The organism is Neobacillus niacini (assembly GCF_031457145.1).
Lineage (GTDB): Bacteria > Bacillota > Bacilli > Bacillales > Cytobacillaceae > Neobacillus > Neobacillus niacini_J.
Genome location: NZ_JAVDVZ010000002.1, coordinates 173,960 through 197,103, shown reverse-complemented (window position 1 = coordinate 197,103; position 23,144 = coordinate 173,960). Strand labels below are relative to the sequence as shown.

Here is a 23,144-nt window from a genome sequence, read left to right as displayed (position 1 = left end):
TCCTATGACTATTCTTTATCCTCTTCGTCATCAAATATCTCAACAGCCTGTTCCTGAAGAGAAGGAATCGCATGACTATATAAATCCAATGTTATTCCAACGTTAGAGTGCCCTAAACGTTCACTGACAATTTTGGGATGCACATTTTTTTGTAGCAAAATGGAAGCATGAGAATGTCTTGTGTCGTGAAAACGTGAATCCTTTAATCCTGCTCGTTTAACCGCATTTTTATAAATTCGGTGTAACTCACGAGGGTGAGTATAATGACCATTTGTATTAAAAAACACTACATCATTGGGATTAAAGCTATCTCCTAAACGGCACTTTAACTCTCGATAACGATCGTAGTGGCTTTTTAGTAAATTCAAGAGCTTTATTCCAATCACAATCGTGCGATCTTTTCCACCTTTTGTTAAATCCCTGATTTTTACTTTAACTTCTTCATCCACATAAGCGGACTTGGTAATCGTTATTCGCCGATTTTTAAAGTCAATATCGGTCCATTTCAAAGCACGCAACTCACCTAAACGAGCCCCAGTATGACCTGCGGTGAAAATCATTGGGTAATATACAGTACTCGATTTTGCTGCTTCAAAAAGTTGGTCCAATTCCTCCCTAGAGTAGAAAGTCGCTCTAAATTTTTTGGATTTTGGAGGCTTTGCTTTTTGAGCGACATTTTTATTCAACTCCCAATCTACCGCATCATTCAATGCTTTAGATAACAATCGATAATGATGTTTAACTGTTTGAGCGGATAACCATATCCAACTCTTTGTTAGCATAGCCGATTATATTAAAACCTGAATCCAAAAATATAATTTCACCTGTAACTCCTCTAGATAGATTACTAAGCATTGCGATCGTCATATCGCCCACCTCTTCTTGTGTTACATTTCTTTTTAAAGGTGCAGATTCTTCAACTTTATGTAGTACTTCGTTAAAAGAACCAACTCCTTTAGCTGCAAGTGTTCGAATTGCTCCAGCAGAAATTGCATTAATACGAATATTCTCTTTTCCTAAGTCTAATGCTAGATATTTTACTGATGATTCAAGAGCTGCTTTTGCTACTCCCATAACATTATAGCCACGAACAACCCTTTCAGCTCCAAGATAACTCATTTTAACGATGGAGCCACCTTCAGTCATATATGGTTTTGCTTCTCTTGCGACAGCTATTAGAGAGTACGAGCTAGTATCTTGAGCAAAAGCATATCCAGACCTTGAAGTATTTATAAAATCCCCTTTTAAATCTTCAGAATGTGCAAATGCAACTGAGTGTACAATTCCGTGGATAGTTCCTACCTTTTTTCCGATTTCTTGAAAGGCATCTTTAATACTTTCATCATTGTTTACATCGCATTGCACGATACATTGAGCAGAATGGTTATTATCTATTAATAACTTATTTAATTTTCCCAGTGAACGTTCTAATCGGTAGGTAAAAATAAGAGTGGCACCAGCTTTATAAAGTGACCTAGCCACCCCCCAAGCCAGGCTACGCTCATTAGCAACCCCCATTATTACAATATTTTTCCCTTTTAATTTAAGTAAATCTTCCATTTTGTCTTCCTAGGTTGACTAGTTGATTGTATGTTATACCTAGTCTTAATACCAGATAATAATTTTATTATATCAAATTTACTTATTTAACTAATCTGCTCTAATAGTAGAAGAAGCGACAGCCTATTCTGCTATCGCACCCTTTAGTGTAAGTGTATTCTTTCACAAATAGATTACTGTTATATATTTATCCGGTTCATTATAATGTATGTATGCCTAAATTGAGGGCATTGATAAATATAAAAAGCCTTTTTATATAAGGAATGAATAAACCATCATAATTTATTTTATTTTTCAATATCCTAGTATGGGACAAATTTGGAGCGGGGAAGGATAGAGGTAAGGAGGCGATTAATAAATGGCTACATTCGAAGTCCTGTCCATGATGCTTAGTTTTGGTACATGATTGTTATCGCTGTTTTAAATTTTCATTATAAGATAAAGAATTCTTGAACACGCCAAGGGCGTGTTTTTTTTGTCCTGAATGTAGGGGACTTTAACTACAGCTAAGGGGGCTCGAATGGAATATCAACATTTAAAGAGAGAAGTCATGTTATTAAAAACTGACGAATATATGGCGCTGGTAGCTAGGAAGGAGTTCATTCAACATCTAAATACATAGAATATCCAAAAAATTTTGGGCATCTATCTTTCAATCTTTAAAATTAGTAATTGAATGTTTTTTTAGAAAACATACTTCGGTATGTTTATTTGTGATTATCAGAGAAAAAATAGGAAAACCCCTTTCCGAAAACATAATGACACTTAATGTTAAAGAAATTAACAAAATAAAATATTCTAAATATTGACATAAAAAACAACAAGGTATATAGTGGTAACTGTAGACGATAAACTGTTAACAATCTGAAAATTCAAAAAGTTGGTGTGGGTATCTTCAAGAGCCAAGACATAGAATTCAATTTGGATATATCCGGTAATGGAATGACTCAACTTTATGATCAAGGCCTTACAGGGAAAGACTAACCTACCGCATTGCCGGAAACTGGAACAAACTTGATTGAGGTTTTATCAACATTTTATGATTCCAAGAACCCGAAGAAAAGTTGATGAAAAATTAAAAAATACTATGAAATAAAGTCTCTCAACTTCTATATGATGTGGATGTGTTTAAATAGACAACAAAAAACAATAAATAATAAAGGATAGGTAAAAAATGAAAAAAAATTGGACAAGACTAAAACGGCCACAAAGTCTTCGTGATCAAGTGATAGATCAAATTGTCTATGCAATTGCTTACGGTAATATGAAACCTGGACAGAGAATCGTAGAAGCTGACCTTGCTCAAACATTAGGTGTAAGCCGAGGACCAGTTCGTGAAGCCTTAAGTACATTGACGCAGGAAGGATTAGTTAAAATTGTGCCCTATAAAGGTACCTATGTAACGGAACTAAATCGAAAAGAAATTTGGGAGGTTTGTACTCTGAGGGCAACACTTGAAGAGTTTAGTGTTAGACGGATTGTAGAGTCCACAGAAAATGAAACTATCAATAAGCTGTGGTCTCACTATGATGAGATGGTAGAAATGGCAAATTCCGGTGGTGCAATAAATATGGCAGAAATTGATATGAATCTTCACGAACAAATTGTGCTTGCTGCCGATCACGAACTTTTATATCGTGCTTGGACTCCGCTGAAATATCGTGTTTTGCTTTATTCAACTTTAACTATTGAGAAACGTTATCCACGTCATTCGACATTTGATTCGCTCGTTAAAATGCATGCGGAATTGATTCGAACAATAGAAGAGGGGGATGCTGACAAAGCAGCAACCAAAATAAAAAATCATATTATCCAGCCTGTGAAAGAATTATTACGTCACAAAGAAGATGTTGAATATAATTAATCCTGTCTAGCCCGTTTAAATACAAAACAAGATGTTAACAGTTTGTGAGAAATAAAGGGAAGAGACAGATTAAAGGAGTTAGGGGAACGGAGTTGAGTGATGTTTCGAGTGTACAAACGCTTAATAGGCTAAGAATCTCAGAATGGGTAAATAGTAATAGAAGGCGAAAATTTAAGGGTAGCGCTCAGAGGATTTTAAAAGTATTTGGACTTTTAAACCTAGTCGTTTCTCCCTGTGTGTCATCGTACCTTCCTTCACAATTAAAGAAATTTAACTAAAAAAGATCAAATTTTTTTAACATGGGTCTGAATTCTGGACAATAGTCCATATGTTTAGGGAGGGTTAAAAATCAAATTAACTACTTATCTACAAGAAAATTCTCAGTGTGTGGGTGTAATTGATGGACAGACAATTATTGATATTACTGATAAATTTCCAGACATGTTATCCCTTATCAAGGCTGGAAAACTAGGTATTGAAGAAATTGAAAGCGTTATACAATCAGGTCGTGGAAAAATCCCATTGGATCATCAGGTACTATTGGCTCCTATACCAAAAGTTAAACGAAATATCATCTGTGTGGGGTGGAATTACCTGGAGCATTTCAACGAACGTTATCGACAAGATATTGATTTGCCAAAGAAGCCAACAATTTTTACAAAGGCAACTGGTACGATTGCCGGTCCTTTTGAAGAGATTCCTCTATCTGAAAAGCATACCAAAATGTTTGATTATGAGGCGGAACTTGCTTTAATTATCGGTGTTGGAGGCAAAAATATTAAGGAAAGTGACGCTATGAATCACGTTTTTGGCTTTATGGTAGCGAATGATCTTTCTGCTAGAGATATACAGCAAGAACATGGGGGACAATGGTTTATGGGAAAGAGTTTGGATAAATCATGTCCAGTAGGTCCTTGGATTGTTACCAAGGAAGAAATTAAAGACCCGCAAAATCTGGATATTACTTGCACCGTAAATGGTACAACAGTACAAAAAAGCAATACAAGTTTGATGATATTTCCGATCAAACAAATTATATCCGTGCTTTCGCAAGGAATGACGTTAGAACCGGGTGATATTATTCTTACAGGGACTCCGTCGGGTGTTGGTTTTAAACGGAATCCCCCGATTTTATTGCGCAAAGGGGATGAGGTTGAAATTAATATATCAGGAATCGGTCATATCAAGAATAGAATCATAGATTCGTATGAGAGTTGATAAATATATCGAATCACAACTATCTAATGTTGAATGGACTAGTTAAAATTACCTGAATACTTATACATAAATGACTATTCTGAAAAGTGTAAGTAAGAAAACAGAAGATGGAACGGGAAAATGACAAAAAGGAAATGCCGAAAGTCTATTAAAAATTAAGGAGGAATAAGATGTCTACTTCAGTAATTTCATTACATCCAAAAGCTATCGAATTCACCTCTGCGCCTAAAAGAATGCTAATCGGAGGCCAATGGGTGGAGTCTGTGTCAGGAAAAACTTTTACAACAGAGAATCCGGCTACCGGAGAAATTATTACTACGGTCCCAGAAGGTGATAAGGAAGATATTAATCGGGCTGTGGCTGCTGCAAGGAAAGCGTTTGAAGAGGGTCCATGGCCAAAGATAAAACCAAATGAACGGGCCAATCTTCTCTTGAAATTAGCAGATCTTGTTGAACAAAATGCAGAAGAATTAGCTCACCTAGAAACCCTAGATAATGGAAGATCACTGGAATTTCAATTGAAGGTTGTTGACAGGGTTGTGGAAGATTTCCGCTATTATGCAGGTTGGACAACCAAAATTAATGGAGAAACGATACCTGTTTCTACTCCAGGGAATATTTTTAACTATACAAAAAGGGAACCAATTGGTGTTTGTGGCCAAATTATCCCATGGAATGCTCCACTACTAATGGCTGCCTGGAAGTTATCAGCACCGTTAGCTACTGGAAATACAGTTGTATTAAAACCAGCAGAAAACACACCCTTAACTGCATTGCGATTAGGAGAACTTATTCAAGAAGCTGGTTTTCCGGATGGAGTAGTAAACATTGTAACAGGATTTGGCGGAACAGTCGGTGCCGCGTTAACGGAGCACCCAGATGTAGACAAAATTGCATTTACAGGATCAACGGCTGTAGGTAAACAAATTATGCGATCTGCTGCGGTAAATGTAAAAAAAGTCTCGCTTGAGCTAGGAGGCAAATCGGCACATATCGTTTTTGCAGATGCGGATTATGAAAAGGCTCTTGCGAATGTTGCTAATGCTATTTTTGGTGGTTCGGGTCAGGCGTGTATCGCTGGGTCTAGATTATTTATTGAAAAGAAAATTTACGATAACTTCATAAGTGATTTAGCAGAATATACGAAGAACTATAAGATTGGTAGTGGTTTTGATCATACAGCTAATTTAGGGCCACTTATTTCTGCAAAACAGAAAAAGAGTGTACTGAGTTATGTAGACATTGGAAAGCAAGAAGGGGCTGAAATGTTAGTTGGAGGGGATGTCACTGAAGAAAACCTCGCATGTGGCTATTACGTAAGACCAACAATTTTCGCCAATGTGAATAATAGTATGAGAATTGCTCAAGAAGAGATCTTTGGTCCAGTTGTTGCTGGGATGCCATTTGAAAGTGTTGATGAGGTGATTAAGTTAGCCAATCAAACAAAATATGGATTAGGAGGAGGCGTTAATACTACGGATCTACGCAAAGCCCATCAGGTTGCTCATGGAATAAAAACAGGTAATGTATGGGTTAACAGGTACGGGGTTTTGGATCCTGCTTCACCTTTTGGCGGATACAAACAAAGCGGAATTGGTAGGGAGCATGGTGCTGAATCTATCGATATGTATACAGAAACCAAAAGTGTCTGGATTGATCTGGATTAATAAATGGCTCGCTAGGATCTATATATTAGAAGAGAGGACCATTTAGATAAACTGAATTTTAGGGGTGTCTAAAATGAAAGATGTTTTTGGATACAAAGGGAAAAAGTGTGTTATTACAGGTGCTGCTTCGGGAATGGGAAAGGCTACTACTGAGATGTTAGTAGAATTAGGTGCGGAAGTATATGCCTTAGACTTTAAAGAAGTAACTACGCCGGGTATTAAGCAGTATATTAATGTCAACCTTGCTGAAAGGGAATCAATTGATGAAGCTTTTAGAGAGCTCCCTGAGAAGTTCGATTCCTTCTTTGGAGTTGCAGGTGTTTCTGGACTACGAGAGGGTTTTGAATTTACTTTTATTGTTAATTTCGTTGCTAATAAATATATTACTGAGAAGTATCTGAGTAATCGTGTAAATAATGGAGGGTCTATCAGCTATGTTGCCTCCGTAGCAGCAATCAATTGGAAAAATCACCTACATGAGTATAAAGAGATTGTAAATGCAAAAACATGGGATGAAATGTTACAGCTAGTAAAGGCCACGGGAGAAATGTCTGGTCACCTAGGATACATTACTTCCAAACGTGCCTTGGTTTACCACACAAAAACTATCGTACCTTCATTTGCTACGAATAATATACGTGTAAATAGCGTATCACCTGGCTTGGTTGCAAATACTGGTTTGACTTCGGAGTTTTATGAATATAGTGGCGGGAAAGAGAAATCTGAAAATAAAGTACATGGCGCTGTAAATTATAGTGGAGAACCCCAAGATGTGGCGTCCGCTCTAATCTTCCTGAATAGTGATATGGCCAGATATATTAGCGGTGTGGATTTATGTGTAGATTACGGTGGTTATGCTATGATTTCTGTCGGTTTGAAGGAGGATGTGCATAACAGCTCTTTAATAAAATCCTGAATCCATGATGGGGAATTGGGAAGCCTTTTGTAAGGGTGAATACGTACGGGGGTTTGGATCCTTCTTCACCTTTTGATGGATGTAATGAAAGCGGAATCAGTAGAGAGAATGGTGCTAAATCTATCAATATGTTTAAAGAAACAATAGGATGGCACCCAGCAGGAACATACCAATATAGGTTTATTGAAGAATTCAAAGATGATAGTGGGTTGTAAGGAATTTTCCCTATGAGGCTACCAATCTCCAATGTAGGAGTAACAGTAATTAAAAATAAACTAAATTTTTAGGGGGAGTTAAAATGAAAGACTTTTTTGGATACAAAGGGAAAAAATGCGTTATTACAGGTGCTGCTTCAGGAATGGGAAAGGCGACTACTGAGATGTTAGTAGAATTAGGTGCGGAAGTATATGCATTAGACTTTAAAGAAGTAACTACACCGGGTATTAAGCAGTATATTAATGTCAACCTTGCTGAAAAAGAATCAATTGATGAAGCTTTTAGTGCGCTTCCTGAGAAGTTCGATTCCTTCTTTGGAGTTGCTGGTGTTTCCGGATTACGGGAAGGTTTTGAATTTACTTTTGTTGTAAACTTCGTTGCTAATAAATATATTACTGAGCAGTATCTTAGTAATCGTGTGAATAATGGAGGGTCTATCAGCTATGTTGCTTCCTCAGCAGGTGTCAGTTGGAAAAATCACCTTCATGAGTTTAAGGGGATTGCAGATGCAAAAACATGGGATGAAATGGTACAGCTAGTGAAGGCTACAGGGGAAAGTGCTGGTTACCCGGCTTATGTAATATCAAAACGTGCCATGGCTTACTATACAAAAACGAGCGTACCTTTATTTGCTAAGAATAATATACGTGTAAATAGCGTATCGCCTGGCTTGATTGCAAATACTGGTTTGACTTCGGAGTTTTATGAATTAAGTGGCGGGAAAGAAAAATCTGAAGAAAGAGCACTTGGAGCGGTAAATTATAGTGGAGTCCCTCAAGACGTGGCGCCCGCTTTAATCTTCCTGAATAGTGATATGGCCAGATATGTTAGCGGTGTAGATTTATGTGTTGATTACGGTGGCCGCGCTATGATGGATATCGATTTGAAAGAAAATGTGTATAACAAATCTTTTTTTGCAAACTAAATCTGTAATGTGAAATTGGGTACACATTATTGTTATTACAATAATCGTGAAACAAAAGAAATCGTAAGCGGAGAAGTCAATAGTGAAGGCCAGGAAAAAATGATTCGCTGTTTGATTTCCCGCAATTTTTAAAAGGGTAAAGTGAGATTGCTGAATGGTTCTCGTAACGTTATGGAAAAAAGCTTGGACAAACAAGGTCTTTCTGAAGGCGGAATAATAGTGACTTAACATATATCTTAACTTCTAAACCTTGTAAATTACTATATTCTAAATTGGGGTGAAAACATGTCTAGCAATACGGTAGATCATAGTCGAATCGGGGCAACAAAAAGTAATGAGTTGACAGTTGAGAAAACTCAAAACACGAACATAACTTGGAACACGGGTGTTGTGGGAGAAAAGATATGGATGGGTCGTGTTGTAGCGAAACCAAGTGCTGAATCCGGGGCACAGCATCATAAACAATCCGATACCGTTCACTATGTTTTAAGAGGGAAAGCGAAAGTGTCTTATGGTGAAGGCTATAACAATTGTGTGGAAGTTAATGAGGGAGATTTCATTCATATCCCGCCTTATCAATTATATACCTGCAATAATTTAAGTAGTGACGAAACTCTTGAATTGGTCACTGTAATGGTTCCATTTTTTCAAGTAGAGAACGTTGGTCCTGAGGAGAATGTTGAAATCCCTCTAAATATTGATAGAAAACAAGAAGTCTCGGTTGTAAAAGCGTCGAATTTAGATGAGTCAACTAATCAAACGCGAAATATGCCGCGAAGAACTGGTGTTCAATCGTCTAATCTTTGGATTGGACGCGTAACTGGTAAACCTGGCATGGATTCGGGGGCGCACACTCATGGTGAAGCAGAAACAGCTGGTTTCATTATCAGCGGTAAAACTCAACTCCTTTATGGCGATGGATATAAGATCTATGAAGAGTTTGAGAAAGGGGACTTCCTTCGTGTACCTCCGTTCTTACCACATATTGAACGTAATGTGAGTGATACTGACACAGTTGAGTTTTTGACGGCCCGTAATCCAGGAAATATTGTCATCAATCTTGATGATAAATAAAGGAAAGCATTGAGGATCTAATAGGCTATTTTAAATTTGATTGAAGGAGCGGGGAATAGTGAAAAAAATGGAATTTCCAAAAATTGAAGGTTTTGAAGCGGTTGAATATTTTTCAGGATCAAACGGACGCATCATGGTAGGAAATTCACTTACCTCCTTTGAAAAGGGAAATTGGACAAATGATGTTGTCCTTGGAGCCTCTTTTGCCGGCGTCCCGACAGGAGTTCTTCCTCTGCGACAGGGCGCCAAAGGCTGGATTGCCCACGAAGCTGGTCCCGGGAAGGATGAGGCAGGCATCGGCGGCCTTGTCATCGCGGATGAATACGGGGTCCCTGCCGCAGCGATTGCCACGATGGAGGCAAGTCTTGGTGATGGAAGAACATTGCTAACTGGGAGTGTAAGCCGTTGCAACAATGCGGCAAAAGCGTTGGGCGTTGCTCCTGGACAAACTGGTGAAGAGGCTGCCCATCTTATGCTTAAAGGTAAACCCGGAAAACAAATTGATATAAGCGGACGGGTTGACGAAGAAACCCACAGTGTGGATACACCATACGGCAAGGTCTACTTGTGCTGGTCCACATCGCGCGTGAAAGGAATGCATCCTGACGATATATTCTGTGTCGCCTCACACGGTGGTGAGACCATGGCTCTTTACGCCTTGGGCATCATGCCAAAAGGTGTGATTTGCAACGATGCCGGCAAAGGGATGGACGATTCGGGCGTTGATGGATTATGGACGTTGGATAAACACGGAATTATGGCTGCTACCGTTTCTACGGACACAGCGCGCATCGGCTATCCAATGGATACCTATGAAGTTGGTATTATATCCACTATAAACAAAACGGCGGAGGCCAAGGGAATTAGAGTCGGGCAAACAGCAAGAGAAGCAGCTCAACTGATGTTGAAATCGTAGATACCTTTCAGTTGTCGCTTTAATTTCCAGAAAAGTGTGAATAGGCGGCAATCTTAACTAAAACCTACTATTCGTTGGGTTTGAACCAAGTATCAACAGATTGAAAGAATTTAATATTACATACAATTAGGAGGGTATCGTATGGCTGTAGATTCTCAGATTTCACGACCGATTCCAGATATAGAAAAAAATAAGTTATATGGTCCATATTTTCAAGGACTCCAAAACAATAAATTGTTGGTACAACAATGTAATAAATGTGAGCATGTTCAGTGGCCAGCAAGAGATTTTTGTAATAGATGCCATGACAGTAAATTAGGTTGGAAAGAAATCCAGCAATCGGGAAATGTTTATACCTACTCTGTTATGTACCGGGCCTTCCACCCTTGGTACAAGGACCGACTCCCTTATGCAGTTGTTGCTGTTGAGTTAGAAGAGGGAATTCGAATGTTAGGAAGCTATTTCGGCAGCGATGTAGAATCGTTGGAATGCGGAATGCGAATGAAGGCGTCTTTTGACAAGGTGAATGAGGATGTAACAGTCTTAACTTGGATAAAAGATGAAACTAAATAATGCGAAAATAAGGGAGTGCTTAGAGTGGGAAGCATAGTGGATAAGGCAGTCATAGCAGGGATTGGCGAAACCAAATATGTGAGAGGAACAGATAAGAGTGAAAGCCAGCTTATTTTAGAAGCTGCACAACTGGCATGCATAGATGCGGGCATTGATTCCGAATCAGTCGATGGAGTAATTATGGCTGTGAAAAAAGATAAGCCCTCCAATGAGGATTTTATTGGGGCTTTAGGAATTCGCGATTTGAAGTACCATTCTCACGTGCATATAGGTGGAGCAAGTGCTGTTTCTGGAGTTATTCAAGCGGCAGGAATAATTGCTGCTGGTTTAGCGGAAAGAGTAATTGTAGCAACAGGGTGGAATGGATATTCCGGAAGTGTAAAATCTGATCCGACGGAGCGATTGGCGCGTATGCCTGCAACGGAGATTCGGAGAGATTTAGAATTTCCCGCAGGTCTTTTAGTACCTATACAATGGTATAGTACACAAGCAACTCGCTATTTCTATGAAACAAAAGCGGATCCACAAGGAATGGAAACAATAGCACTAACCACGCGGAAGCATGCACAATTAAATCCAAATGCAGTTATGAGAGAGAAACCATTAACAAGCGAGCAGTATCGATCTTCACCAATTTTGGCCTCTCCCTTTCATTTATACGATATAAGTTTGCAAACGGACGGGGCGGCGGCTGTACTAGTCACGAAATCAGGCATAAGCACCCAGCATAAGCCTGTCTATATTGCTGGGGGTGCAGAAGGGCATGCCGATGTCCCTGACGATTTGACTAGCCGTCCTGATATCCTTAATATCGGGCTTTCTAAAGCCGCTCCCCGTGCACTGGAGATGGCGGGAATAACTCTTAACGAGATAGATTTTGCTGAAATCTATGATTGTTTTACTTTTACAGTCCTTCGTCAACTTGAAGCCATCGGATTTTGCGGTAGAGGAGAAGGTCCGGAGTTTGTTAAAAACGGCCGAATTGCCCTTGGAGGCGAAATGCCAATAAATACGCACGGTGGGTTGCTATCTCAGGCCCATGTATTGGGAATGAACCATGTGGTGGAAACTGTGAGACAGCTTCGTGGGGACGCCGGGGAAGCTCAAGTAGGAAATGCTCATATCGGACTTGTTACAGGGTACGGCGATTTCGGTGACGGCGCCATCGGTATATTACACAACTAAGCGACGTCATTGCCTATTTTAGATAATTAATAAAGGGGGAAATGAAGATGGACACATCAAATATTATAGATTCAAGGCTCATTAATCCTCATGCGATTGCGATTTTTGGGCCCTCATTAAAGCCAAATACTGTTGGAAACAGACTTATGAATAACATTGAAAAAATAAATCCCGAAGTGAAGGTTTATTGTGTAAACCCAAAATATGATGAGGTAAAAGGCTTTCCATGCTACCCTTCTGGCTTAGATATTCCTGATAAGATTGATGTGGCCGTGATTGCAGTTCCTAAAGATTCGGTAGAAAATTCAATTCGGGAATGCATACAAAAGAAGGTTCCATATGTGATTCTCGTGTCTGCTGGTTTTGCCGAAACCGGAAACGAAGGCTTGGAGTTGCAAAATAAGATTTTAAAGTTATGCAAAGAAAATGGTATTCGAGTTCTTGGACCCAACACGCTAGGTGTTTACAATGTTAAAAATAACATCCCTATAATCTTTACTCCAATAGTTAGAGAAATTAATTCAAGTATTGGCTTGACTACACAAGGTGGTGCAGCTGGTTCTATGGCTTTATTAAGTGCGACCGGTGAAGGGGTCGGTATTGCGCGATTGATTACAACTGGAAATCAAATAGATATTAACACTTTGGATATAGCGGAAATGTATATTGAAGATGATGAGATTCAAATCATTGCTTCTTACATGGAAGCAATACCAGATGGTCAAAAGCTAAAAGAGCTTGGATTAAGGGCATTGGAAAAACAGAAGCCATTTATTATTTATAAATCGGGGCGTTCCGAAGCAGGTCAAAAAGCGGCGATGTCTCATACAGCCTCTTTGGCTAGTTCCCATACTGGATTCACTTTGATAGCAGAAAAATATGGATTAACCAAAGTGGATAGCCTGGATGAGATGGAGGATGCTTTAAAAGCTTTTAATGCCAGAAAAAGGCCAAAAGGAAATAGAGTTGCAACCCTTGTTGTTTCAGGAACCCAAGGCGTAACAAATGCAGATCATTTGGTAGAAGCAGGACTAGAATTAGCGGTTTTATCGGATGAAACACGGAGAAAATTAAGAGAGTTTGTGCCGTCGTATTTATCAATTGATAATCCTGTGGATATATCCACGCATAGAGATATCTTCATTAATTGCGTCGAGATACTAGAAGAAGCGGAAGAAGTAGACGCACTTTTTCTGCAGTTTAATTGGAGTACAGAAATGGGCGGAGATCGGTATGCACAAGCTCTTGTAGAAACGTATAACAGAACGAGTAAGCCGATCATAGTTATCACAACCGGAGGAGAAGAATTTACCGGTCATATTCGAAAGTATTTAAATGAAAACCGGATTCCTTCCTATAATAATGTCTTAAGTGCAGTTAAATCTTTATACCATTTATACAATTATGAAAAGAGATATAGCACTAGAAAGCAGTCTCCGGTGACATTGAAGGCTCCATCTATGGAGAATAAGCTTCCAGTTTCGTCTGATAAAAGTGTTACTGAACCGAAGGTTAAGGATTTACTTAGTCAATTCGATATACCCATTCCTCGAGGAGGAGTCGGCAAAACACTAGACGAGATCTTTCAAATAGCTAGTGGCTTAACATTCCCTTTGGTTGCGAAAGTTGTATCCCCTGAAATCATGCATAAAAGTGATGTAGGAGGGATTGTTCTCCCAATAGAAAATTTAGAGGAATTAAAAAATGCCTATGAAACTATCACACAAAGTGTAAGTAGACATTCTCCATCTTCAAAGATAGAAGGATATTTGATTGAAGAACTTGCACAAGGACCTTTTTTAGAGACGATTGTTGGAGTCAAACGAGATCCACTTTTTGGTCCTATCATCATGTGCGGGTTAGGTGGTATATATGTTGAGTTGTTGAAGGATTATTCACAGCGTGTGGCACCGATAACTGAAGAGGAAGCATTGGAAATGATCAAGGAGTTAAAAAGCTTCCCTCTGTTTAATGGTTACCGGGGAGGATCAAATTACGACGTTCAAGCCTTAGCAGAACTTTTATCTAATATTTCCAAATTGGCTTTAACCCTTGGGGATGACTGGTCGGAACTCGAAATTAATCCATTAATAGTTCTTGAAAAAGGAAAAGGTGTTCTTGCGCTTGACGGGCTAATAACGATGTCTAAATCAGAGTATGAAACTGTGGTTAGTAAGTAAGTTTAAAGGAGCGGACAAAGGGGGAGTAAATTCCATTCTTTCAATGAATAGTTTAGAAGAATAGAAGTAACCCCCATTTCTAGGAGGCAGAGATATGAATTTTCGATTGACAAAAGAACAATTAGCTTGGCAACAAGAGGTTCGCAGTTTTATAAAGGAAAACGTGACTCCAGAACTTCTTGCCGAAGTTAAAGAGACCGATGACAAACAGGCAGGGCCGTTGGAAAAGGTCTTTTTACAAAAGGTTATCGAAAAAGGATGGCACGGGTTGAATTGGCCGAAGGAATACGGCGGATTGAATAAAGGTGCTGTAGATAAACTTATTTTCATGGAAGAAATGCGATACCATCACGCTCCAGATCAAGAGATAAAATTTATGGAATATGCAGCGAACGCTATTATTAATAAAGGTACAGAGGAAAACAAAAAAGTGTGGTTACCGAAATTTATTAACGGTGAAATAATTCCTTCTATGAGTTATTCCGAGCCAAGTGCAGGTACAGACCTTGCGAGCCTTCATACCCGTGCTGAACTTGACGGTGATGAATGGGTGATCAATGGCCATAAGATATGGAATACTAGAGGGCATCGTGCTACGCACCAATGGGTAGCTGCGCGTACAGATCCAAATGCACCTAAGCACAAAGGAATTTCGGTCTTTGTGGTTCCTATGAATACTCCTGGTATTTCAGTAGTTGAGATAAAAACTTGGGATCATCGAGTTAATGAGGTGTTTTATGAAGATGTGCGTGTTCCAAAAAGTAGTTTGATTGGAGATGTAAACAGTGGCTGGAATATTATCACTTCCGCACTCAACACAGAACGATTTACTATCGGTATAGGCTCACATATTTGGAGAGTATTTGACGAATTAGTAAATTATTGTAATCGTACTACACGTGACGGTGAGTTGTTGGTCCAACGGCCTGAGGTACGGTTACGTCTTGCTCAGCTTAAAATGGAGATTGAAATAGCACGTTTATTAACCTATCGAGCCGCTTCGATGATTGATGCTGGCAAGGATGTTTCCGCTATCGCATCCATGTCTAAAGTCTATACGACAGAGCTGTCTACTAAAGTAGTAGATTATGGAATGCAAATTTTTGAACTATATGGTCAGTTGAACGATTACGAAGCGGACCCACTCTATAAGATGATCGCACAATACTACCGGGCAGTTCCACTGCGTCGTTTTGGTGGAGGTACGAATGAGGTAATGCGGAACATAGTTGCACAGCGGGGCTTAATGCTGCCACGTAAATAGTAAACTATTATTTTTATGTCGTTCTTTCCGAATTTATGTATTTAGCAAATAATCTTAAGGAGGCAATCATTTTATGGATTTGCAATTTACAGAAGAACAATCCATGTTGCAGCAAACAGCTCGAAAGTTTTTTGAGAATGAGCTTACGTTTGAACTAGTGGATGAAGCGCAACATTCGAACATAACTAAACATTCAGTGGACCTATGGAGGAAGATAGCCGAAATGGGCTGGTTGGGTGTAGCAATTGATGAACAATATAATGGTATCGGGGGTTCTTTGTTTGACCTTGGGGTCATCTATGAAGAGGCTGGAAGAGCACTACTTCCTACCACTTTCTATAGTACAATTTACGCATCCTTGCTCATTGAACAACTTGGTACTGATGAGCAGAAAAAGAGATACCTTTCGCAAATTGCAGAGGGGAAGATGATCAGTACAGTTGCATTTTCTGAGGCTGATGCCTTATATAATCCTGAATTCTTTATAACCACGGCGAGGAAGCTGTACGACCGGTGGGTACTTAATGGCACAAAAGCATTCGTACCAAACGCGGATGTAGCCGATAATATTCTTGTCATTGCTCGTTTAGAGGAAGGCAAGGGGAACGACGGCTTGATAGCATTTATTGTTCGTCCAAATGATGACGGCGTAACACTGAAGTCAATGAATACATTTGGTAACGATGCTCAAAGTGTAGTGACATTTAACAATGTGGAATTGGATGAAAGTAACGTATTAGGTGGAATTGAACGGACAGAGAAAACAGAAGAAAGTTTTGAATTGGCGAGAAAGCAAGCGACAGCATTACAATGCATGGAAATGGTCGGTGGTGCGCGAAAAGTATTGGATATGACGGTCAATTATGTTTCTGAACGAAAGCAATTCGGGGTCCCTATTGGCAGCTTTCAGGCGGTTCAGCATCATTTGGCGAATATGGCAACTTCAGTAGAAGGAGCGCAATTGGCGACTTATCAAGCAATGTGGCTGCTTTCTGAAGGACTGGAAGCTGAGCAGGAATTGGCGATTGCAAAAGCATTTACGAGTGAGACATATAAATCGGCGACACTTATGGCACACCAATTATGGGCTGGTATGGGTTTTGCGTTGGATTCCGGTTTATATCTGTACTCGAATCGAGCAAAAGCTACAGAATTATCGTTTGGAACATACGATTACCACCTAAAGGAGCTCTCGAATTTGATTGCTCCAGCCCACCTAATCAAAAAAGATGAATTAGTTTGTCGATGACTGTTGTAGCGGAAACACAAAATGGAAATTTTATTGGGATAAGGAGGGATTATCTTGTCATTAATAGTAGAAAAGAAAAATCACATTCTATACGTTACTATCAATCGTCCAGAGGCAATGAACTCTATAACTCCAGAACTTAAAGATGAATTACACGCAACTTTTGATGAATTTGAAGCAGATGATACATTACGAGTTGCTATTTTGACTGGCGCAGGCGAGAAAGCATTCTGTGCTGGGGCAGATTTAAAGAAATTGGTCCCTAAGATGTCAAGTGGAGAAAGACCGATAGCGGTAAGTGATCAGCGTTGGTTTTCAAATGTTTACAAACCAATCATTACAGCGGTTAATGGATGGTGTTTGGCGGGCGGAGTGGAAATGATGAATGGAACCGACATTAGAATTGCCTCTGAACATGCTCGTTTTGGCCTTTCAGAGGCTAAATGGGCACTTTATCCAGCTGGTGGCTCAGTTGTCAGATTGGTCAGGCATTTACCATGGGCTCGTGCAATGGAAATTATTTTGACTGGAAATCAATTTACTGCTGAAGAAGCTTATCACATGGGATTAATCAATAAAGTTGTTCCTAAAGAAAAATTGATTGAAACCGCTGAAGAATATGCTGAGAAAATTGCCAATAATGGTCCACTAGCCGTTCGAGCTATAAAAGAAATGGCTGTACGTTCTCTGGATTTGCCTATGAGTCAAGCATTTTATTGGGATTCATACATGTCCACAAAAATCTTTAAAACTGAAGATGCAAAAGAAGGGCCCAAAGCTTTTGCTGAAAAACGGAAGCCAAACTTTATAGGGAAATAGAAAAATGAATAATTGGACAGATGAGAGAGTGTACAATCAAGATCTGCCAAGAAGTATAGATTACCCAAATGTTCCAGTCGGTGCCATTCTGAAAGGGAGTGCCCGCCGTTTTGGCAGCCGTAATGCTTATATTTACGAAGGACAGGGAATTATGTTTGAAGAGCTCTACTAACAAAATAGTAGAGCTGTCTACTACTCAAAAATAAAAGAAGTAGAATTTGTTAATGAATTACCGGTTACCGCTGCAGGGAAGGTTTCCAAGAAGACGCTGCGAGATATGGAAAAAAAGAAACAAAACCTTCAATAGAGTATTACAGAACGGGTGAATCGTATGAATTGGGAAACTAGAGTAACAAATTTACTAGGGATTCGATATCCCATTATTCAAGGAGGACTTCACTTTTTATCTTATTCTGAACTTGCTTCATCCGTGTCAAACGCAGGAGGACTTGGGCAAATTACTGCAATGAGTTTATCCTCTCCCTTAGAGTTGAAAGAAGAAATAATGAGAATGAGGGAAAAAACGAATAAACCTTTTGGAGTCAATATTGCGATTGGGAGTCATGGTCGGGCATATGAACATTTGTTACAAGTCGTTGTTGATGAGAAGGTTCCTGTGATTTCTATAACTGGTGGGAATCCGGCTCCCCTTTTTAAACAACTAGAAGGGGTGGATGTGAAGAAACTTGTACTAGTATCTTCAAAAAGGCAAGCCATTAATGCGGAACAGCTTGGGGCCGATGCAATAATGGTAGTTGGTCAAGAAGGTGGGGGGCATATAGGGCGTGACGATATTGGAACCATTGTGCTCGTTCCGTTAGTTGTCGATGCAGTCTCGATTCCAGTTATCGCATCAGGTGGGATTGGTGATGGTAGAGGGTTGCTGGCAGCATTAGTTCTAGGGGCTGAAGGTATTGAAATGGGGACACGCTTTATTGCAACGGAAGAATGTATTCAAGCCAATCAGCTATATAAGAGGAGAATTATAGAAAGTGAAGTAACAGATACAGTAGTGATTAAGAGAAGTATTGGAGGACCTGCCCGTGTTATTAAAAACAGTTGGGCAGAAAGTATATTGGCTGCTGAGAAGGAATTACCAACATATGAAAATTTGAAGAATTTAATAGGCGGCACAGCAAATAAACGTTACATTCTTGAAGGGATAGAAGCTCAGGGATTTGCTTACGCGGGCCAAATTATAGGCAGAATAAGAAAGGTTGTCCCAGTAGCCCAATTAATAGAGGATATGATTTTAGAGGCTGAGCGGATGTATACTAAATTGTCATAATTTAATTTTTCATTGTTTGACAAAAAATATGACATAGATTGATAGAATTGTAGAACTTAAGATTTACTTATTTCCAAAAAATATAGGAGGTACTCTTTGCTTTTAATGTGAAAAGAGGTGAATTTTAATGATTTATGAGTGGAGGGAATATTACATTGCACCCGGTAAAGCTGCAGCACTACATGAACGATTTGAAAAATTGACATCACCATTGTTCGAAAAACATGGTATTAAAGTAATTGGTTATTGGAACGTCTTAATAGGTGAAACGCCAAAACTAGTTTATCTATGTGAGTTCAATAATCTTACCCATCGTGAACAATCTTGGAGTTTATTCGGTAATGATCCTGAATGGATTGAAGGTCGTCAGAAATCTGAGGAAGATGGCGCATTAACTTTGCGCATTGTCAGCAGCATATTGACGCCAACTGAGTACTCTTCGTTAAAGTAAAGTCAAAAATAACATTTTATTGTTATTCAATTCTGTAAAATATTAAATCGTATACGAGGGGAATAAAATGGTAGCTACAAAATATTCCATTCTAATTGGCTGGTTAATAGTATTGCTATTAATTGCGGCAGGATGTGGTTCAAGTGCAGAAGATGCAGGGAGTGCTGGTAATCAAAAAAATAATGAAGGAAGTGAGGAATCAATCACCTTAAAACTGGCAACGGGAAATTCAGCAGAGTCTTATTTTGTAACGGAATATCTTGAACCGTTTATGGAAAGGGTTACCAGTTCAACAGACGGCCGGGTTCAGTTTGAGTTCTATCCTGCGGAACAACTTGGAAGTGCAAAAGATTCATTAAGTATGGTGGCTAAGGGTGTAGTCGATATTTCTCATTTCACCCCCAGTTATACACCTAGTGAAATGCCGATAGGTTCGGCATTGGTTGGTATACCGGGATTGTATGAAACAACTATCCAAGGTGCTACGGCTTATTCTAAAATTGCCCAAAAAAGCCCGATATTGGAAACGGAATTTTTAAATAATGGTGTAAGACCTATATCTTTGGCTTTTACTCCGTTCTATGACATGATGACAAATGGAAAAGAAATCAAGGTTCCAGAGGATTTAAAAGGAATGAAAATAAGAGCATCTGGTGGAGTATTTACTGAATCATTAAACTACCTTGGGGCCACACCAGTATCAGTTAATGCCAGTGAACTATATACTGCGTTTAGCACGGGAGTCGTAGAAGGAATGCATATCGCCTATGCTACTGCGGAGAAATTTGGTCTCCTGGAATTGCCAAAGTATGCAACACGAGGCATAAATATGGGAGCGGCAGTAGAGGGTCTAATCATAAATGAAGAGGTATATCAAGATTTACCTGAAGATATACAAGAAGTTATCATGCAAGAGGGCGATAAAATGGGAAGTATTTTGACTGAATATCAAGCGAATTTAAATACAAAGATAGTTGAAGATTTGGCTGAATCCGGAAAAATAACCATTCATGAATTATCAGAAGGTGAAAAAGAACAGTGGCAAAACTCCTACTCTGAATTTCATAAATATTGGTTGAAAAGGCAGGACAGTGAGGTTTTTAACAAAGCACTAGAAATGTTTCAAGAGGAATTAGAAACACTTAAATAAACATGTTAATCCCATCTTGAAAATGTTATCAATATGAAATGATATGGGAATAACTTTTTTTGTCACTCGTAAAACAATAACATGTGTAGATGAAAAAGGATTCAATCTTATTCTTAATACTTACAAACACCAATTGTTATTCTACCTTAAAATTAATGAAGGTTTATTCAAAAATTGGAGGAACGTTTATGGAAGATTTACTAAATTACAAAGAAAAAACAGTTGTGGTAACAGGGGCATCTTCAGGTATGGGAGAGGCTACAACGAAATTATTACTCGAACAGGGAGCTAATGTATATGCGCTAGATATTAAAGAACCTACTTTATCAGTAAAGAAGTATATAAGTGTTGACTTAGGTAATAAAAAGTCGATAGACAATGCAGTTGAGCAATTGCCTAAAAAAATCGACAAGATATTTAATGTTGCAGGTATACCAGGCACTACGTATGGAAATAGCAAATTTTCTTCATTGGATGTTATAACTATTAATTTCCTTGGGCCAAGATATCTAATTGAATTATTGATCCCACGGCTTCCTGAAGGAGGAGCTATATCAATTGTTTCTTCAATAGCGGGGATGCGATGGATGCATAATATCGGTACTTTATCTCCATTGATTGATTCACCAAGCTTTGAAGAAGGACAAACTTATTTCACTGAGAAGGAAAAAGAATTACTGGAACATTATAACTCTACTCCAAATCCAGTTTATACTCTTTCTAAAGAAGCAGTTTTACTTTGGGTTAAAAAGGTAGCTTACAGATTATCAGGAGAGAAGATAAGAATAAATACAATCTCTCCCGCAGCTGTAATAACTCCAATGACGAAAGACTTTGATAGAATTGCGAAGTTCTCCATAGCAAAAGAAAGAACTTCTAAAGTAGGAAGAGCAGCAACAGCTGAAGAAGTAGGAAACGCTTTGCTATTGATAAATAGTGATTTGTCCTCCTATATAAGCGGGCAAGATATTCAAGTAGATTATGCTTATGTCCCTTATGCGTTATATTCCTTTGCCTAATGATTATTCTTTTTATAAAAAAGAGATTGTCAATTTTATTAATAAATCGATTACATGGTTTAATGCTTCATTACGGATGTTTAAAAGAATTAGGTACTTTCTAAATTAAATTAAAAAGGGGAATGTGTTCTATGAATCAGAGTAAAACAAAATATAATTTTAAATTCAGATGGCTGCCAATGAAGGAACTGCGTTCCAACGAATCAAGAAGTAATCCATTTCCTATTTTTAAGATGTTAAGAGAAAATTCACCAATAAGATGGGATGAAGAACGCGGTACTTGGGATGTGTTTCGATATAAGGACATTTACAATATACTTCAACAACCAATGTTGTTCAATAGTCTTCCATCACCGGCTTTTGGTGATGGTACTACTGTTGTTACTATGAATCCGCCACAACATAAAAAATACCGGGACTTACTAAATAAACTTTTTACTCCTAGAGAAATGCGAAAATTAGAAGGGAGAATTCGTGATATTGTAGTTGATTTAATTCATGAAACTAAGGATAAAGATGAAATTGATATTGTCAAAGATCTCGCTGAACCATTACCTTTATATGTGATTGCTGATATCTTAGGGATTCCTGTTGAGAAACGGAAAACTTTAAAAGAGCTTTCAATGACCGCTTTTGGATCATCGGAGAGTGCAACAGAGGAAGATCTAGCGCAATTTAGAATAGTTTTTGCAGAAGCTTTGGGGCAGTTGAGAATCATTTTGGAAGAGGCGATTGAAGAAAAAAGGCGAAATCCGCAAAATGATTTAATATCAAAGTTGATAGACGCAGAAATAGATGGGAAAAGAATGCCAGAAGAACATTTGATAGGTAACTGCTTGTTGTTACTTGCTGCTGGGAATGAAACTACGACAAATCTAATTTCAAGTGGGGTAAGGGTTTTGATTGAACAGCCCAATATTGAAGAACAGCTTAGAAATGATTCATCGCTTATCCCTAAACATGTGGAAGAAACCCTTCGTTACTATTCTCCGGTAAAAACAATATTTAGAAAGGTAACGGAGGATATGGAGTTTAATGGTCATCATTTTAAGAAAGGAGATCCGATTAATACGTGGTTAATGTCAGCAAACTTAGATGAGGAAATATATGAAGATGCACATTTATTCAAGTTAGACAGAAAGTTCACAAAACACCCACATATGGCTTTTGGGAACGGGATTCACTTTTGCTTGGGGGCGCCACTTGCACGCCTAGAAGCTCAAATAGTATTCAAAGTATTGTTGGATATGTTTCCTAAAATTGAAATGATTCCAGAAACTGAGTGGCAGACGGTGGCTAGTGAAATATCTTTCGGTCTGAAAACTCTTCGATTAAGAAACTTTTAACACGCATAAAGCTGCGAGTAGTATGAAATCCTATTATCATCATGAAGGTTTACTAAAGATACAAAGCGTAATAGATGAAAACGGATGTAGTGCTGGGGAGTTGACATCGTATCCAGTCATGTATGGAAGCATCCTTCGTTAAAATTTTGTAAATTTGGGTCTTCACCAAAACATGTACTTGACGAACCTAACATATGTATTGCTTATCCATCACGCTTGAGTGAATCTCTTTATTTATAACAAATTGGATTTGATGTGCAGAGT

22 protein-coding genes are annotated in these 23,144 nt (G+C 38.7%); 20 read left to right on the top strand and 2 right to left on the bottom strand.

The genetic code is table 11. The annotated features are described in order from the left end of the window. Positions 1-8: 8 nt before the first annotated feature. Positions 9-782 carry a tyrosine-type recombinase/integrase gene (locus J2Y03_RS05760; protein WP_310191793.1) on the bottom strand — a complete coding sequence of 258 codons (774 nt, stop codon included), beginning with the start codon at positions 780-782 and terminating at the stop codon, positions 9-11. Further along, positions 739-1,560, bottom strand: a complete 822-nt coding sequence (gene fabI / locus J2Y03_RS05755; RefSeq protein ID WP_310191791.1) for an enoyl-ACP reductase FabI — start codon at positions 1,558-1,560, stop codon at positions 739-741. Before fabI ends, J2Y03_RS05760 begins: the two co-directional genes overlap by 44 nt. A 1,174-nt stretch (positions 1,561-2,734) precedes the next feature. Between fabI and J2Y03_RS05750 the strand changes: the two genes are divergently transcribed. The 20 genes from J2Y03_RS05750 (at position 2,735) to J2Y03_RS05655 (ending at position 22,880) form a co-directional block, all read left to right on the top strand. Then, complete coding sequence (locus J2Y03_RS05750) at positions 2,735-3,424, top strand: GntR family transcriptional regulator (protein ID WP_310191788.1); 690 nt, start codon at positions 2,735-2,737, stop codon at positions 3,422-3,424. Between the two features lie 387 nt (positions 3,425-3,811). Continuing rightward, positions 3,812-4,642 (top strand): fumarylacetoacetate hydrolase family protein, encoded by an 831-nt coding sequence (locus J2Y03_RS05745; protein ID WP_310191785.1) that lies wholly within the window; start codon positions 3,812-3,814, stop codon positions 4,640-4,642. 170 nt (positions 4,643-4,812) lie between these two features. Further along, positions 4,813-6,309, top strand: a complete 1,497-nt coding sequence (locus tag J2Y03_RS05740; RefSeq protein ID WP_310191783.1) for an aldehyde dehydrogenase family protein — start codon at positions 4,813-4,815, stop codon at positions 6,307-6,309. Positions 6,310-6,382: 73 nt separating this feature from the next. Continuing rightward, on the top strand, positions 6,383-7,225 hold the full coding sequence (locus tag J2Y03_RS05735; protein WP_310191780.1) for an SDR family oxidoreductase: 843 nt from the start codon (positions 6,383-6,385) through the stop codon (positions 7,223-7,225). A 35-nt stretch (positions 7,226-7,260) separates the two neighbouring features. Beyond that, entirely contained in the window at positions 7,261-7,440 is a 180-nt protein-coding gene (locus J2Y03_RS05730; protein WP_310191778.1) for a hypothetical protein, read from the top strand. Positions 7,441-7,523: 83 nt separating this feature from the next. Next, positions 7,524-8,366 carry an SDR family oxidoreductase gene (locus J2Y03_RS05725; RefSeq protein WP_310191775.1) on the top strand — a complete coding sequence of 281 codons (843 nt, stop codon included), beginning with the start codon at positions 7,524-7,526 and terminating at the stop codon, positions 8,364-8,366. A gap of 285 nt (positions 8,367-8,651) precedes the next feature. Next, a complete protein-coding gene (locus J2Y03_RS05720) occupies positions 8,652-9,440 on the top strand; it encodes a cupin domain-containing protein (protein WP_310191772.1) in 789 nt (262 codons plus the stop codon). A gap of 58 nt (positions 9,441-9,498) precedes the next feature. Beyond that, entirely contained in the window at positions 9,499-10,356 is an 858-nt protein-coding gene (locus J2Y03_RS05715; RefSeq protein WP_310191770.1) for a hypothetical protein, read from the top strand. A gap of 141 nt (positions 10,357-10,497) precedes the next feature. Next, positions 10,498-10,929, top strand: coding sequence for a Zn-ribbon domain-containing OB-fold protein (locus J2Y03_RS05710; RefSeq protein ID WP_310191767.1), 432 nt, complete (start codon positions 10,498-10,500; stop codon positions 10,927-10,929). A 24-nt stretch (positions 10,930-10,953) separates the two neighbouring features. Beyond that, positions 10,954-12,114: a thiolase family protein gene (locus J2Y03_RS05705; protein WP_310191765.1), complete on the top strand. Its 1,161-nt coding sequence runs from the start codon at positions 10,954-10,956 to the stop codon at positions 12,112-12,114. A 47-nt stretch (positions 12,115-12,161) separates the two neighbouring features. Further along, complete coding sequence (locus J2Y03_RS05700) at positions 12,162-14,294, top strand: acetate--CoA ligase family protein (protein ID WP_310191762.1); 2,133 nt, start codon at positions 12,162-12,164, stop codon at positions 14,292-14,294. Positions 14,295-14,388: 94 nt separating this feature from the next. Continuing rightward, positions 14,389-15,558 (top strand): acyl-CoA dehydrogenase family protein, encoded by a 1,170-nt coding sequence (locus J2Y03_RS05695; protein ID WP_310191759.1) that lies wholly within the window; start codon positions 14,389-14,391, stop codon positions 15,556-15,558. A 73-nt stretch (positions 15,559-15,631) separates the two neighbouring features. Further along, positions 15,632-16,807, top strand: coding sequence for an acyl-CoA dehydrogenase family protein (locus J2Y03_RS05690; protein ID WP_310191757.1), 1,176 nt, complete (start codon positions 15,632-15,634; stop codon positions 16,805-16,807). A gap of 54 nt (positions 16,808-16,861) precedes the next feature. Continuing rightward, a complete protein-coding gene (locus J2Y03_RS05685; protein WP_310191754.1) occupies positions 16,862-17,626 on the top strand; it encodes an enoyl-CoA hydratase/isomerase family protein in 765 nt (254 codons plus the stop codon). A 4-nt stretch (positions 17,627-17,630) separates the two neighbouring features. Next, positions 17,631-17,798 carry a hypothetical protein gene (locus tag J2Y03_RS05680; protein ID WP_310191752.1) on the top strand — a complete coding sequence of 56 codons (168 nt, stop codon included), beginning with the start codon at positions 17,631-17,633 and terminating at the stop codon, positions 17,796-17,798. Positions 17,799-17,957: 159 nt separating this feature from the next. Further along, on the top strand, positions 17,958-18,914 hold the full coding sequence (locus tag J2Y03_RS05675; RefSeq protein ID WP_310191749.1) for an NAD(P)H-dependent flavin oxidoreductase: 957 nt from the start codon (positions 17,958-17,960) through the stop codon (positions 18,912-18,914). 127 nt (positions 18,915-19,041) lie between these two features. Further along, complete coding sequence (locus J2Y03_RS05670) at positions 19,042-19,365, top strand: NIPSNAP family protein (RefSeq protein ID WP_310191747.1); 324 nt, start codon at positions 19,042-19,044, stop codon at positions 19,363-19,365. A gap of 67 nt (positions 19,366-19,432) precedes the next feature. Next, a complete protein-coding gene (locus tag J2Y03_RS05665; RefSeq protein ID WP_310191745.1) occupies positions 19,433-20,515 on the top strand; it encodes a TRAP transporter substrate-binding protein in 1,083 nt (360 codons plus the stop codon). Positions 20,516-20,703: 188 nt separating this feature from the next. Next, positions 20,704-21,534 carry an SDR family oxidoreductase gene (locus tag J2Y03_RS05660; protein ID WP_310191742.1) on the top strand — a complete coding sequence of 277 codons (831 nt, stop codon included), beginning with the start codon at positions 20,704-20,706 and terminating at the stop codon, positions 21,532-21,534. 131 nt (positions 21,535-21,665) lie between these two features. Continuing rightward, positions 21,666-22,880, top strand: a complete 1,215-nt coding sequence (locus J2Y03_RS05655) for a cytochrome P450 (protein ID WP_310191739.1) — start codon at positions 21,666-21,668, stop codon at positions 22,878-22,880. Positions 22,881-23,144: the final 264 nt, after the last annotated feature.